This is a genomic window from Enterococcus sp. AAFC-DPL-5182, assembly GCF_058216605.1.
This window is the reverse complement of sequence record NZ_CM177101.1, coordinates 1,152,269-1,168,001: the sequence shown is the minus strand read 5'-3', so window position 1 is coordinate 1,168,001 and position 15,733 is coordinate 1,152,269. Positions and strand designations below refer to the sequence as shown.

11 protein-coding genes are annotated in these 15,733 nt (G+C 36.7%); 3 read left to right on the top strand and 8 right to left on the bottom strand.

Annotated elements, in window-relative coordinates:
- Positions 1 to 297: 297 nt before the first annotated feature.
- Positions 298 to 3,114, bottom strand: a complete 2,817-nt coding sequence (gene uvrA / locus AC4BB7_RS05375) for an excinuclease ABC subunit UvrA (RefSeq protein WP_086312175.1) — start codon at positions 3,112 to 3,114, stop codon at positions 298 to 300.
- Between the two features lie 38 nt (positions 3,115 to 3,152).
- On the bottom strand, positions 3,153 to 5,147 hold the full coding sequence (gene uvrB, locus AC4BB7_RS05370) for an excinuclease ABC subunit UvrB (protein ID WP_086312174.1): 1,995 nt from the start codon (positions 5,145 to 5,147) through the stop codon (positions 3,153 to 3,155).
- A 428-nt stretch (positions 5,148 to 5,575) separates the two neighbouring features.
- On the opposite strand from uvrB, the gene AC4BB7_RS05365 reads away from it, so the two are divergent.
- The 3 genes from AC4BB7_RS05365 to AC4BB7_RS05355 all read left to right on the top strand — a co-directional run bounded on the left by AC4BB7_RS05365 (position 5,576) and on the right by AC4BB7_RS05355 (position 9,719).
- A complete protein-coding gene (locus tag AC4BB7_RS05365) occupies positions 5,576 to 7,735 on the top strand; it encodes an amino acid ABC transporter substrate-binding protein/permease (protein ID WP_490484660.1) in 2,160 nt (719 codons plus the stop codon).
- A 1-nt stretch (position 7,736) separates the two neighbouring features.
- A complete protein-coding gene (locus AC4BB7_RS05360; protein ID WP_010773153.1) occupies positions 7,737 to 8,474 on the top strand; it encodes an amino acid ABC transporter ATP-binding protein in 738 nt (245 codons plus the stop codon).
- A gap of 141 nt (positions 8,475 to 8,615) precedes the next feature.
- Positions 8,616 to 9,719 (top strand): SLC13 family permease, encoded by a 1,104-nt coding sequence (locus tag AC4BB7_RS05355; protein WP_490484659.1) that lies wholly within the window; start codon positions 8,616 to 8,618, stop codon positions 9,717 to 9,719.
- Between the two features lie 113 nt (positions 9,720 to 9,832).
- On the opposite strand, the gene trhO is transcribed toward AC4BB7_RS05355, so the two are convergent.
- From trhO to AC4BB7_RS05325, 6 genes are all read right to left on the bottom strand, one after another.
- The gene (trhO, locus tag AC4BB7_RS05350; RefSeq protein WP_490484658.1) at positions 9,833 to 10,774 is read right to left on the bottom strand and encodes an oxygen-dependent tRNA uridine(34) hydroxylase TrhO; all 942 of its coding nucleotides are present in this window, start codon (positions 10,772 to 10,774) and stop codon (positions 9,833 to 9,835) included.
- Positions 10,775 to 10,981: 207 nt separating this feature from the next.
- Entirely contained in the window at positions 10,982 to 11,353 is a 372-nt protein-coding gene (locus AC4BB7_RS05345; RefSeq protein ID WP_086312170.1) for a VOC family protein, read from the bottom strand.
- A gap of 172 nt (positions 11,354 to 11,525) precedes the next feature.
- Positions 11,526 to 12,917: an L-cystine transporter gene (locus tag AC4BB7_RS05340; RefSeq protein WP_490484657.1), complete on the bottom strand. Its 1,392-nt coding sequence runs from the start codon at positions 12,915 to 12,917 to the stop codon at positions 11,526 to 11,528.
- Between the two features lie 227 nt (positions 12,918 to 13,144).
- Positions 13,145 to 13,531 (bottom strand): DUF1149 family protein, encoded by a 387-nt coding sequence (locus AC4BB7_RS05335; protein ID WP_086312168.1) that lies wholly within the window; start codon positions 13,529 to 13,531, stop codon positions 13,145 to 13,147.
- Between the two features lie 136 nt (positions 13,532 to 13,667).
- On the bottom strand, positions 13,668 to 15,011 hold the full coding sequence (locus AC4BB7_RS05330; protein ID WP_490484656.1) for a PFL family protein: 1,344 nt from the start codon (positions 15,009 to 15,011) through the stop codon (positions 13,668 to 13,670).
- A 168-nt stretch (positions 15,012 to 15,179) separates the two neighbouring features.
- A complete protein-coding gene (locus AC4BB7_RS05325; RefSeq protein WP_490484655.1) occupies positions 15,180 to 15,449 on the bottom strand; it encodes an ACT domain-containing protein in 270 nt (89 codons plus the stop codon).
- Positions 15,450 to 15,733: the final 284 nt, after the last annotated feature.

Sequence of the window (15,733 nt, the reverse complement as noted above, 5' to 3'; positions counted from 1 at the left end):
TATTATTTTTTTCTCATTATTATTTTATCGATAGTCTATTTTATTTTTTTCCAATAAAATATAACTGATCTAAAACAAAAAAAGACAACTCTCTAATAATGAGAGTTGTGCTTTTCTTTTTTGAACGGATTATTTATAGAAGGAAAGATATATACCAATTCGGTTGAACAATATATCTATCTGACTGTGATTTTACTTCAAGAATCTAAAGAAATCAATACCAATAGACAATTTTTATCCAAACTTCAGATTTTCTTTAAAAACGATGATAATACTTTCAAAATGGAGTATACCAATTTATAAAACACGTTTCAAATATTTTCCAGTGTAGCTATCTTTAACTTTTGCAATATCTTCTGGAGTTCCTGTTGCAACAATCGTTCCTCCGCCATCTCCACCTTCTGGACCTAAATCAATAACATGATCCGCTGATTTAATGACATCTAGATTATGTTCAATAACCAGTACAGTGTTCCCTGCTTCAACAAGTCTTTCTAACACGACCAACAGACGAGCAATATCATCTGTGTGCAATCCAGTAGTTGGCTCATCTAAGATGTAGAAATTTTTACCATTTGAATTTTTATGGAGTTCACTTGCTAGTTTCATCCTTTGAGCTTCACCGCCGGATAATGTGGTAGCTGGCTGACCTAAAGTAACATAGCCTAATCCTACATCAACAATCGTTTGCAATTTACGATGTATTTTGGGAATATGTTTAAAGAACGCCACTGCATCCTCAACGGTTAAATCTAAGATATCGGAAATATTTTTTCCTTTATAGTGGACTTCTAATGTTTCAGAGTTGTAGCGTTTCCCATGACAAACTTCACAAGGAACATAAACATCTGGTAAAAAGTGCATTTCGATTTTAATGATTCCATCTCCACGACAAGCTTCACAGCGGCCGCCTTTGACATTGAAACTAAAACGACCTTTTTTATACCCACGGACTTTTGCTTCATTGGTTTTTGCAAATAAATCACGAATATCATCAAAAACGCTTGTATAAGTTGCTGGGTTGCTTCGTGGTGTCCGGCCGATCGGACTTTGATCGATATCGATAATTTTTTCGATATGTTTATAGCCGGTAATACTTTTGTGCTTACCAGGTTTATTTGAGTTGCGATTGATTTTCTGTGCCAAAGCTTTTTTCAAAATTTGATTGACTAACGTACTTTTCCCTGATCCAGAAACCCCAGTCACTGCGACAAATTCTCCTAATGGGAATTCTACTGTGACATTTTTCAAATTATTCTCAGCTGCACCTGTTACTTTGATGCTTTTACCATTTCCTTTGCGACGCTCTTTAGGAACAGGGATTACTTTTTTACCAGATAAATACTGCCCGGTTAAAGAATTAGGATTTTTGGCTACTTCATCAGGTGTACCCGAAGCAACGATCTCTCCACCCAAATGCCCAGCACCTGGTCCAACATCGATCAAGTAATCCGATGCACGCATGGTATCTTCATCATGCTCAACAACGATCAGTGTATTCCCTAGATCCCGCATTTTTTTAAGAGACTCGATCAAACGATCGTTATCTCGTTGGTGCAAGCCAATGGATGGCTCATCTAGAATATATAAAACACCAGATAAATTTGAACCAATCTGTGTGGCTAAACGTATCCTCTGTGCCTCTCCACCAGACAACGTTCCAGCTGCTCGGCTCAGTGTTAAATAATCCAATCCGACATTCTTCAAAAAGTTCAAACGATCTTTCACTTCTTTTAAAATTGGTTTGGCAATCATTTGTTCTTGTTCAGATAATGTCACTGTTTCAAAAAATTGTACTGCATTTTTGATTGCTAATTCACTGACTTGACCGATATTCGTGTTATCGATTTTGACGGATAAAGCTTGCGGATTCAAGCGATACCCCTTACATGTTCTACAAGTTAATTCAGTCATATATAAACGCATTTGATCGCGCGTAAAATCACTATTTGTTTCATGGTAGCGACGCTTGATATTCGTTAAAACACCTTCAAACGGCACTTCTACATCTCGTACTCCGCCAAAATCATTTTCGTAATGAAAATGGAATGGCTCACCATTTGATCCATTTAAAATAATATCTTGATGTTCCTCAGGAAGCTCGTTAAATGGCGTGTCCATATCGATATTAAAACTATCAGCAGCTTGTTCCAACATCTGTGGGTAATATTGAGAACTTATTGGATTCCACGGTGTGATTGCTCCTTCACGTAATGTTTTAGTCGGATCTGGAATCACTAAGTCACGATCGACTTCTAATTTTATACCTAATCCATCACAATCAGAACATGCTCCAAATGGTGCATTAAACGAAAACAATCTTGGCTCCAATTCGCCTACTGTGAAACCGCAATACGGGCAAGCGTAATGTTCGCTAAACAGCATTTCTTCCCCATCAATCACATCAACCAAAGCATAACCATCGGCTAAACGTAATGCGGCTTCGAATGAATCAAACAAACGAGAGCGGATTCCTTCTTTTACCACGATTCGGTCAATTACGATTGCAATATCATGTTTTTTATTTTTTTCAAGTTCAGGTGCTTCTGTTACGTCATACGTTTCTCCATCGACACGCATCCGAACATAGCCCTCACGCTGAATCATCTCGAAGACTTTTTTGTGCTGACCTTTTTTCTTAACGATCACTGGCGCTAATACTTGTAGTTTTGTCTTTTCTGGTAGCTCTAACACCTTGTCTACCATTTGTTCAACAGATTGACTGGTAATTTCAGTACCGTCGTTAGGACAAATCGGATGACCGACCCGAGCAAATAATAATCGTAAATAGTCATTGATTTCAGTGACCGTTCCGACAGTCGAACGTGGGTTTTTACTTGTGGTTTTTTGATCGATGGAAATAGCAGGGCTTAATCCATCGATACTGTCCACATCTGGTTTATCCATTTGACCTAAAAATTGTCTTGCATAAGCTGAAAGACTTTCCACATAACGGCGCTGACCTTCAGCGTACAATGTATCGAAAGCCAGTGAACTTTTCCCTGAACCAGATAATCCAGTCACTACAACCATTTTGTCACGAGGGATCGTAACATCTATATCTTTTAAATTATGTGCGCGTGCGCCATGAATGACGATTTTATCATTTGCCATTGTTTATCTCCTTTGTTGTAAAATACAGCGAGTATTCTTTAATCTCCAGCTTTTAACTCCAATATCGTATCTCTTAAAGTTGCAGCCGTTTCAAAGTCTAAGGCTTTAGCGGCATCCCGCATTTCTTTTTCTAATTTCATTAATAAATCAGCTTTTTCCTGGCGACTCAATTCATGATAAGACTTATCGATCTTGACTGTTTCGCCTTTCTCATTCGTCTTAGAAATTGAGATCAACTCACGGATTTCTTTAATGATTGTTTTTGGTGTAATACCATGTTCTTCATTATATTTTTCTTGGATGGAGCGACGACGTGCCGTTTCATCCATTGCTTTTTGCATAGAATCAGTAATCTTATCAGCGTACATGATTACTCTACCGTCAGAATTACGAGCTGCACGTCCAATGGTTTGAATCAACGAACGCTCACTTCGCAAGAACCCTTCTTTATCTGCATCCAAAATCGCGATCAAGGATACTTCTGGTACGTCTAACCCTTCACGAAGCAAGTTGATTCCAATCAACACATCAAATTCACCTAAACGTAAATCTCGAATGATTTCTGTTCGTTCTAATGTTTTGATATCACTATGAAGATACTTCACTTTGATTCCTAATTCTTTCAGATAATCGGTTAAATCCTCAGACATTTTCTTCGTCAATGTTGTAATAAAGACGCGCTGATCTTTTTCTACACGCTCATGGATTTCACCGACTAAATCATCGATTTGACCCATGATTGGACGAACTTCGATCAATGGATCTAACAAACCAGTTGGTCGAATAATTTGCGGAATCACGGTATCTGTTTGTTCATGTTCATATGGTCCCGGTGTTGCTGAAACATACACCACTTGATGAACGTGCTCTTCAAATTCTTCAAGACGTAATGGTCGATTATCTAAAGCACTCGGCAAACGGAATCCATAGTCAACGAGCATTTGTTTTCTGGCACGGTCACCGTTATACATGCCACGAATTTGAGGCATCGATACATGGGATTCATCGATCACAAGTAGAAAATCATCTGGGAAGAAGTCAATCAGAGTGTAAGGCGGTTCACCTTCTGAACGACCATCCATATGACGAGAATAATTTTCGATACCTGATGTGTAGCCCATTTCTCTCATCATTTCAATATCATAATTCGTTCTTTGTTCTAATCTTTGGGCTTCTAATAATTTATTTTCATTACGCAATACAGTTAGACGAGCATCTAATTCTTCTTGGATTTGGGAAATCGCATGTTCCATATGATCTTCGTTGGTTACGAAGTGAGTTGCTGGAAAAATCGCGACATGTTCTGTCTCGCCGATTACTTCACCTGTGAGAGCATCCACTTCTCTGATCCGTTCGATTTCATCACCAAAAAACTCAACTCTTAACGCATGATCGTCTCTGGAAGCTGGAAAAATTTCCACCACATCTCCTCGTACACGAAAACGTCCACGTTGAAAGTCGATATCATTTCGTTCAAACTGAATATTTACCAAATCAGTCAATAGCTTACTACGATCCATCTCCATACCAACACGAATAGACACAACTTGTTCACTATACTCTTTTGGATCTCCTAAACCAAAGATACAGGAAACCGAAGCAATCACGATTACATCATTTCTTTCTAATAAAGAACTTGTTGCTGAATGTCGTAATTTATCGATTTCGTCATTGATACTGGCATCTTTTTCTATATATGTATCACTAGAAGGAACATATGCTTCTGGTTGATAATAATCATAATAACTAACAAAATACTCGACCGCGTTATTCGGGAAGAATTCTTTAAACTCTCCATAAAGCTGTCCAGCTAATGTTTTATTATGAGCAATAACCAATGTTGGCTTGTTGACTTCTTTGATGACATTGGAAATCGTAAATGTTTTACCTGTTCCGGTAGCTCCTAACAGAATTTGTGCCTTTTCGCCGCCTTCAATTCCTTCAACTAACCTTTTGATGGCTTCTGGCTGATCCCCATCCGGCTTATATTTTGAGACTAAGTCAAATGTATTGGAGGTCTCTCTTTCTATCATTTAACATCCTCCTTTTACTTCATTTAGTTTTGGTTTCTATTCAACTAGAATATCAGCAAATGATCTGGTACACATCTCCTTAAATAGAAACAAAACGTCTCTTATCGACTAGATGATACGCACTTTTTTGCTATTTTTAACTAGTGAAATTGAAAAGAAACTCCTGTAATTATTTTAACATACCGAACATATTTTCGCTAGTTATAGAATGCATTGCGTATACGCAATTTTCGCTAATTTACATTTTATTTAATCTTTTGTTTGCATCCTTTTAGTTTATCCTTTGCTACTTACACCTAGATATGTAATGTTTTGTGACATATGATGTAAGAAAATGAGTTTTTTTTAATTATATCACGTTGAATGACTTGTGTTTTTGCCTTTTTTTACTATATAATTATCCAATATGCAAATATAGGAGGTATTTTATGAAAAGGAAACACTTTTTACTTTCATTCATTGTAATGATGGCAAGTCTACTGACATTTACACTTGGGCAGAATGCTCAAGCTGAGGAAAAAACATATAATATAGGAACAGATTTGACTTTTGCCCCTTTTGAATTTCAAGACTCTAAAGGTGAATATGTCGGAATCGATGTGGATTTACTTCATGCGATCGCTAAAGATCAGAACTTCAAAGTAAACCTGAAACCACTTGGTTTTGACAGTGCGATTCAAGCTGTACAGTCAAAACAAGTTGACGGTATGATTGCCGGTATGAGTATTACAGATGAACGTAAGAAATCATTCGACTTTTCAGAACCTTATTTCGACAGCGGCTTACAAATGGCTGTCAAAAAAGGCAATGACAAAATCAAACGTTATGAAGACTTAAAAGGGAAAACGGCCGCAGCTAAAGTAGGAACTGAAAGTGCTACTTTCTTGGAGAAAAATCAAGAAAAATATGGCTATACTGTCAAAAATTTTGATGATGCAACAGGACTTTATCAAGCGCTAGAAAATGGCGAAGCAGATGCAATTTTTGATGACTATCCCGTTTTGGGCTATGCTGTAACAAATGGTCAAAACCTACAATTAGTTGGCAAAAAAGAAACAGGCAGTTCTTACGGTTTTGCTGTTAAAAAAGGACAAAACAAAGAATTGATCGAAAAGTTTAATGCTGGTTTGAAAGAACTAAAAAGTTCAGGTAAGTATGAGGATATTTTAGCTAAATATATTTCTACTGGAACTGAGACAAAAACTGACTCTGACTCTAAAATGAAGAAGATCCAACCCAAAAAAGAGTCTTACGTGATTGCAAGTGATTCGACTTTTGCTCCATTTGAATTCCAAAATTCAAATGGTAAGTATGAGGGAATCGATGTGGATTTAGTTAACCGCATTGCTGAATTACAAGACTTTACTATCGAGTTTAAATTTATCGGTTTTAGTTCTGCTGTTCAAGCAGTTGAATCTGGACAAGCAGACGCTATGATCGCTGGAATGACAATCACAGATGAACGTGAAAAATCATTTGACTTCTCTACTCCTTATTTTAACAGCGGCATTCAAATCGCTGTCAAAAAAGGCAATGATGATATTCACTCTTACGAAGATTTAAAAGGCAAAAAAGTTGGTGCTAAAATTGGAACTGAAAGTGCTGATTTTCTTGAAACGAATAAAAATAAATATGGCTACTCAGTCAAATATTTAGATACAACTGATGCATTGTATAGCGCGCTTGAAATTGGTGAAATCAATGCGATGATGGATGACTATCCAGTAATCGGTTATGGTGTCGCTCAAAAACAACCATTAGCAACACCGATTCCTCGTGAAGAAGGTGGAAAGTACGGTTTCGCAGTTAAAAAAGGCAAAAATCCTGAATTGGTTCAAATGTTCAATGAAGGTTTAGCTGAATTAAAACGTACTGGCGAGTATGACGAGATCATCGGAAAATACGTAAAAGATGGTTCTACTGAAAATAAAGTAGATGAATCAACCTTCACTGGTATGATTCAAAACAACTGGAAACGTCTGTTGAGCGGTTTATGGATGACTATTCAGTTAACACTGATTTCATTTATTTTAGCGTTGATCGTTGGAGTGATCTTTGGATTATTCAGTGCATCTCCTTCTAAAACGTTACGCGTGATCTCCACTATTTATGTTGATATCATTCGTGGTATTCCTTTAATGGTATTAGCCTTCTTCATCTACTTTGGCTTACCAGGGATTTTAGGTTTTAACATTCCTGTTTTTCTTGCAGGGATCATTACTCTAACATTAAATGCAAGTGCTTATATCTCTGAAATTGTCCGTGGTGGGATCAACGCAGTACCCGTTGGACAAATGGAAGCTTCTCGCAGTTTAGGACTTTCTTATAATCGAACCATGCAAAAAATCATTTTACCGCAAGCAATCAAAATCATGATACCTTCTTTCGTCAATCAATTTGTTATTTCTTTAAAAGATACAACGATTCTTTCTGCGATCGGTTTGATCGAACTACTGCAAACAGGTAAAATAATTGTTGCTAGAAACTTACAAAGTACTATGGTATACTTCGTGATCGCAATGATGTACTTGATCTTGATTACAGCCTTGACGAAATTAGCGAAAGTTTTAGAAAAGAAGGTGAAATAATATGGCTGAAAAAATTCTTGTAGAACATTTAGTAAAAAAATACGGCGATAATACCGTACTGAACGACATCAACGTTTCCATTCAAGAAGGCGATGTTGTTTGTGTCATTGGTCCTTCTGGGTCTGGCAAAAGTACTTTTCTTCGCTGTTTGAATCAGCTTGAAGAAGCCACTAGCGGTGATATTATCATCGATGGAGCAAATTTAACGGATAAAAATACGAATATCAACAAAGTGCGTCAGCATATTGGAATGGTTTTCCAACATTTTAATTTGTTTCCTCACTTATCAATCTTAGAAAATATTACTTTGGCACCAACGGATTTAGGCCGCTTGTCAAAGAAAGAAGCAGAAGAAAAAGCAATCAAGCTTTTAGATACTGTTGGTTTGGCCGATAAAAAAGATAGTTACCCAGAATCATTATCAGGCGGACAAAAGCAACGTGTAGCAATCGCTCGTGCCTTAGCAATGAATCCTGATATCATGCTATTCGATGAACCAACATCTGCACTTGATCCTGAAATGGTCGGTGATGTGTTGAATGTCATGAAAAAATTAGCAAAACAAGGAATGACGATGGTCATCGTAACTCACGAAATGGGCTTTGCAAAAGAAGTAGCCAATCGCGTCATGTTTATTGATGGCGGTAATTTCTTAGAAGATGGTACACCACAACAAATCTTTGAAAATCCACAGAATGAACGGACGAAAGATTTCTTGGATAAAGTGCTTAATATTTAGAAAGAAAGAATGGGTCGCTCTTCATGTATGAGTGATCCATTTTTATATTGTTTGAACTTACTTTATACTTGATAATTATTCTTTTTTAAAGTAAATTTGAACAGTCTTCAGACTACAATACCTAAAAAAAGGAGCCTTGTAATGAAACGACTATATACTTTTTTTACCGAGGATTTATTATTTTCTCTGTCTTTTTTGATTGCCATTATTAGTTGTTATTTCGGTAAATTCTCGTTACACTCAATTGATTTTAAAGTTATTTTTTGTTTACTTGGTTTGATGCTATTCATAAAAAATCTTGAAAAATTTGGTATTCTAACCTATTTTGCTGATAAAATGATTGATTTTTCTTCGACCTCTCGTGACCTGATCAGAAATATTGTCTTTTTATCGTTTTTCAGCTCTATGATCCTAACAAACGATGTTGCGATTCTTACATTGATGCCGATTTATCTCACGATCATCAAGAAGTTTCCAGAAATGGGCGACAAAATTTTTGGTGCCGTCCTGTTGATTGTTGCCGCAAATTTAGGTAGTAGTTTTTTTCCTTTTGGTAACCCACAAAACCTGTTCTTATTTTCTTATTATTCACTTTCCACTGTGACATTTTTTAAATGGTCCATCGTACTACTCATTTCTTCAATTATATTTTTATTGATTTCATTTCTATTCATAAAAAAAAGAGTACTTCCAACACATCACACTCTGGTTCCCAAGATCGACAAAAGAAAAATACCATTTTTTAGTTTCATTGGCTGTTTCATTCTTTTAGGGATTTTTAACATACTCCCATATTATGTTGTAATTCCGATTGCCGTGATCATCCTAACCATTTATGATAAAAATGTACTTAGACAAATTGATTATAAACTGTTATGGACCTTTATCTTTTTCTTTATTGCTGTGGGTAATTTTGCTCAGATCGAACTGCTTTCGACTTTCATTAGAGAACAATTCATCACCAATACACAAACATTTTTTGGTAGTATTCTCGTTAGCCAAATCATCAGTAACGTTCCTGCTGCTATTTTGATTGCACCATTTACAGAACAATCTCAGGCACTTTTTTGGGGTGTTAATGTGGGAGGCTTAGGAACGATCATTGCTTCGTTAGCTAATTTGATTGGTTTTAAACTATATAAAGAGTACTATCCTAAACAATCAAAAGTTTTTCTTTGGCAGTTTACTGCCATAAACGTAGTATTTTTACTGTTCTTCATCATGCTTTTTGGCTTTATATTATAAAAAGGCAAGGCATAGTAATAATAAACTAAACCGACCTCCAAACGTTCAATCAGAAATTTGACGTTTGGAGATCGGTGTTTTTATGGTGAAATATCGTTTTGGATTTAAATTAATTAATTTGCAATGGCTTCAAGTCTAGCCTTCACATCTTGTTCTGAAAGTTCATTTCTCATCACATAACGATTCGCAGGATGATGGCGACATTCATCTGAACAGCTACCAAGATACTTCGCTTCGTTTTCTTCTGATGCTAAAATTTGTTTATTACAGAATGGATTAGCACAATTGATGTAGCGTTCGCAAGGCGTGCCATCAAACCAGTCTTTACCAATGATTTTTTTATCAACATGATTGATTTCAACACTGATTCGTTCATCAAAGACATACATTTTTCCATCCCATAGTTCGCCTCTTGTTTCAGGATCTTTTCCATAAACAGCGATTCCCCCATGAAGTTGAGCGACATCTTCAAAGCCTTCTTTGATCAACCAACCAGAAAATTTCTCACAACGAATACCACCAGTACAGTAAGTAACAACTTTTTTGTCCATAAATTGTTCTTTGTTGTCTCTAATCCATTGTGGTAATTCTCTAAAGTTACGAATGTCAGGACGAACAGCCCCTCTGAAATGACCCAGATCATATTCATAATCATTTCTAGCATCGATTACAACTGTATCTTCATCTAGCAATGCTTCTTTAAATTCCACCGGCTCTAAATATTTCCCAGTTAATTCTAATGGATTCACATCTTCTTCCAAGCTTAAAGAAACAAGTTCTTTTCTAGGACGAACGAACATTTTATGGAAGGCATTTTCTGCTACTTCATCGATCTTGAAATAGGTATCTTTGAAACGATCATCAGCTAACATCACTTCCATATAAGCATCGGTATCCGCAATCGTCCCTGAAAGGGTGCCATTGATTCCTTCATTTGCTACTAAAATTCTTCCTTTTAAGTTCAACGACTTACAAAAAGCTAAATGCTCCTTTGCAAATTCTTCTGGGTTTTCAATTGTCGTGTATTTATAATAAAGTAATACGCGGTAATCCATTTTATCTTTCTCCTTTTTCTTAGAAACTGTTTTGCTATCTCCATAATAACTGTACAGTTCCCTTTTTCTATTCATACGTGTTCAGTATATAAAAAAAGAAATAGGAAAAGCGAGCTATTTGCTTGTGTATAAATGCACAGCTCTAAAAACAAAACAGCCCAGGCTTTTCAAAAAGAAAAACCTGGGCTATTCGTGTATGTTTCCTTCTTATTGTCCAGATACCGCAAAATAATTCTCATCATTATCCGCAAAATTGAACACTAATCCAGTTGGTAATTGAACTAATTCCCCGACACGCACGCCAGCATCCTTCATGTTTTTGTATAAACTAATGACATCATCTGCAAAAAACATCAACGACGGTGTATTGCCTGCAACTTCTGGTGAATGTTGTTGGATAAATTCTAGGTCGTATAACACAATCATTGTTTCAGCAGTTTCACTTGGTGCAATTTCTACAACTAATGTACCGTCAACAGCATCTCGTTCCTTTTCTACAAAACCGATTTTTTGCCAGAATTTGCTTGATTCTTCTACATTCGTTACATATAGCATTATTTTGATTTGGTTGGTAAACATAGTTTCTCCCCTATTCTTACATCATTCTTTTCTATTATATACTTTCTATCATAGCGTATGCTAAGGTTTATGAAAATAAATTTGCTCTACTCAAACTAAAAAGTAAGATACGATCAATAATGATCATACCTTACTTTTTTTACTCTCTTGGGGAAGAGAAGTGAATCACTTTTTAAGCATTTTCTTCAATAACTAGACTACTATCATTCAGCACATCACGGTCTAACTCTTTAATTCGTGAACTAGTCACGATTCCCGCTACCATACTGTCACTAACGTTAACGGCCGTTCTAGCCATATCGATCAATGGTTCGACAGAAATAACCAATCCAACGATTGCCACAGGTAAGTTCATTGCACCCAACACGATCAATGAAGCAAATGTTGCCCCACCACCGACACCAGCAACACCGAATGAGCTGATCGTTACGATTGCGACTAACATTAAAATAAATTCTAAACTAAAGACATTGATTCCAACGGTTGGCGCAACGATTGTTGCCAACATCGCAGGATAAACCCCCGCACAGCCATTTTGTCCAATTGACATACCAAAACTTGCAGCAAAGTTTGCTGTAGCATCATCAACACCTAATGCTTTTGTTTGTGTTTCAATATTTAAAGGCATTGCTCCTGCACTCGATCTTGAAGTAAAAGCAAAACTCAGCACTGGAAACGATTTTTTCAAATAGTTTACAGGATTTACTCTGACTGCCATCAAGATTACTAAGTGAACCAGCATTACAATGATCAATGCGGTGTAAGAAGCGAATACAAATTTTCCTAAGTTAAGGATCGCATTATAATCACTTGTCGCAACTACATTAGTCATCAACGCTAAAACTCCATAAGGTGTCAAGCGTAAAACCAATGTTACGATACGCATCGTGATTTTATAAAGACTGTCGATCAAGTTTGCAAAAAATTCTGCTTCTTTCGGTGCTTTTCTTTTAATACCTAAGTAGGCAATTCCAACAAATGCGGCAAAAATCACCACGCCAATCGTACTAGTTGGACGAGTGCCAGCAAAATCTGCAAAAACATTTTTAGGAATAAAAGATAAAATTTGTTGAGGAATCGATAGGTTTTCAACGGTTTCCTGTCGTGTCGCAAGTTCTGCGATCCGTGCCGTTTCTGCCGTTCCTTCTGTAAATTTCGCACCTTGTAGTCCAAACAATAATGTTGTTCCAATTCCAACCAACGCTGCTATAGCCGTTGTTCCTAACAAGGTCGCTAGGACAGTAAAGCTAATTTTTCCAACTTGCTTGGATTCTTTCATCTTAGTAAATGCTCCTACGATAGAAACAAATACCAAGGGGATTACGAGCATTTGTAAAAACGCTACATATCCATTACCTACAATACCGATCCATTCCATTGCTTGCGTTGTGACTTTGTCTTGGGTACCGAATGCGAATTGAATAATTCCACCTAATACAATACCGACACCTAATGCGGCAAAAACACGAGTTGAAAACTTATAGTGTTTTGCTTGCATACGATAAAAGACGTATAACACTGCAAGAAATGCAAGGACCACTAAAACAGTGATGAGTGTTGTCATTTTTTTCCCTCCTAAATTTAAGTTAAATGACAAGTACATCAAAGGAAGTAAAGGTTCCCGGGGAGCATTCTTCAATGATCCGCCCTAAAAATAAATTTAATTCATTTTCAGTGATACATCCATTGTACCTGATTTAATAGGCCAAGGGGTATTATTTTGTTTCTAGAATGATAAAAAAAAGAGTTTGTGATAGTCAAAAACTATCGCAAACTCTTGAAGATAAACTTTTATTCAGCTGCTGATTGAAAGTTTAATTGGATACCTGGTTTATCTAAAGCAATTTCAGTGATTTCATAAGCCATACGCTGTACAATATCGAACAACGGACTAACCAATTCATCTACTTCTTCTTGTGAGATATCTTCTTGGGTTTCAATCTTATGGTTGATGATATGATTGATTTGACTAACTGAACCAGATAACAAATATTCCTCAAAAACTAAGCGAAACTCTAAACGAGCTGCGATGATCGAATTTTCTTTTGGATAGTTCTCATCAGTTGATTCAATTGGTGAAAAACCTACTCTAAGATCTGTCTCTACTTCTTCCATATCTTGTGTACGCATATCGTAATGAAAAGCTTCTACAACTTCTTGTTGACGTTTTATTTCCATGAATTAAAATCTCCCTTTTTTTAAGTTCAATAACTATTATTGAGACCGGATAAAGACTGGGCAAAACATAGTCTATCTATGCTTTTCATTATACCACACATCTTTTTATCACAAATACTCATAGACTCTTTTTAATCTAATTTTTAAATGAATGGATCGGCGCAGGAATTCGACCACCGCGGAGAATAAAGTCAGTGGAAGCATAATCGTTCACTTTCATAACTGGTGCTCGACCTAATAAACCGCCAAACTCGACCATATCACCAACTTTTGTTCCTTTAGCTGGTATAATTCTAACTGCTGTTGTTTTATGATTGATGACACCGATTGCCGCTTCATCAGCAATCATAGCAGCAATGGTCTCAGCCGATGTTTCACCTGGTATAGCAATCATGTCTAAACCAACTGAACAGATGGCTGTCATTGCTTCTAATTTTTCTAAATTAAGAGCACCATTATTAACTGCATCGATCATACCAGCATCTTCTGACACAGGGATAAATGCACCTGATAATCCGCCAACGTGGTTACAAGCCATCACGCCACCTTTTTTCACAGCATCGTTCAACAGCGCTAACGCTGCCGTTGTACCATGTGTGCCTACACTTTCTAAGCCCATTTCTTCCAAAATGTAGGCAACGCTATCACCCACAGCTGGCGTTGGAGCTAATGATAGATCAACGATTCCAAAAGGAACATTTAAGCGCTCTGATGCTATTTTCCCAACCAATTGTCCCATTCTGGTAATTTTAAATGCGGTCTGTTTTACTACTTCTGCCACAACATCAAACGGCTCACCTTTAACTTTTTCTAGCGCCCGTTTGACAACTCCTGGTCCACTAACCCCTACATTGATCACACAATCAGCTTCACCAACGCCATGAAAGGCACCGGCCATAAATGGATTATCTTCTACAGCATTTGCAAATACAACTAATTTCGCACAGCCCATATCAGATTTTGCAGCAGTTTCTTTGATTACATACCCCATGTATCGAACAGCATCCATATTGATTCCAGCTCTAGTTGAACCAATATTTACAGAAGAACAAACAAATTCTGTTTCTGCCAACGCTTGCGGAATTGAATTGATCAAGATTTCATCGCCATGTTGGTAGCCTTTTTCAACTAACGCACTGAATCCGCCGATAAAATTGACACCGACAGCTTGAGCTGCTCTATCTAAAGCTTTAGCATATTTTACATAATCCTTGTCTGGACTTGCAGCAGCAATAATTCCGATAGGCGTTACAGAGATTCGTTTATTAATGATGGGGATCCCATACTCAGATTCAATTTCTTCGCCAACTTTAACTAGGTTTTTCGCCAAGCGAGTGATTTTGTCGTAAATTTTTTGACAGGCTTGGTCACTGTCACTATCAATGCAATCTAGCAATGAGATACCCATTGTGATGGTTCTAATATCTAAATTTTCTTCTTCAATCATGCGGATTGTTTCCAAAATCTGATTTGTTTCCAAAAAGTTTCCTCCTAAATTTAAAAGCTGAAAGAGCTCGGTCAGCCTTGACTGGAAAATAGGAAAAAAATGACTGAGACGTTCTTTGTCTCATTTATTTTTTTATCTTTTTCCCGAAAGATTAGCTCTTGAAGCTAAGTAATATAAAAACTAGTACCACAAAATTAATTCCTATAGTCTATGCATAACATTGAAGATTTCTTCATTTTGAATACTGATTGTCACACCTAGTTTTTCTCCTAGAGTATTTAGCTCAGAGCGAATTGCTTCAAAATTATTATTGTCTTCAGAAATTTCCAATACCATCATCATTGTAAAATAACTATCCATAATCGTCTGGGAAACATCAATAATATTCATATTCAATTCAGCTAATTTTTGACTGACTCCTGCAATAATTCCTACCTTGTCTTTACCGATAACTGTCAATACTGCGCGCATATCGTTTCCTCCTAATTTAAATGGTATTAACATTTTGATTTACCTCGATCAAAAAAAATGAGGGTGGCTTTATCTACCACATTTTTTTCTGAGGAGCTAGCTGTGAAGCTAGATGATACAAAAGCTGAACAGGCTCGATTGGCTCCGACCGAAAAATAGGAAAAAATTAGGGTGACATTATTTGCCGCAATCCTTTTTTATCTTTTTTCCGAGGAGCTAGCCTGTGAAGCTAGATAATACAAAAGCTGAACAGGCTCGATTGGCTCCGACCGAAAAATAGGAAA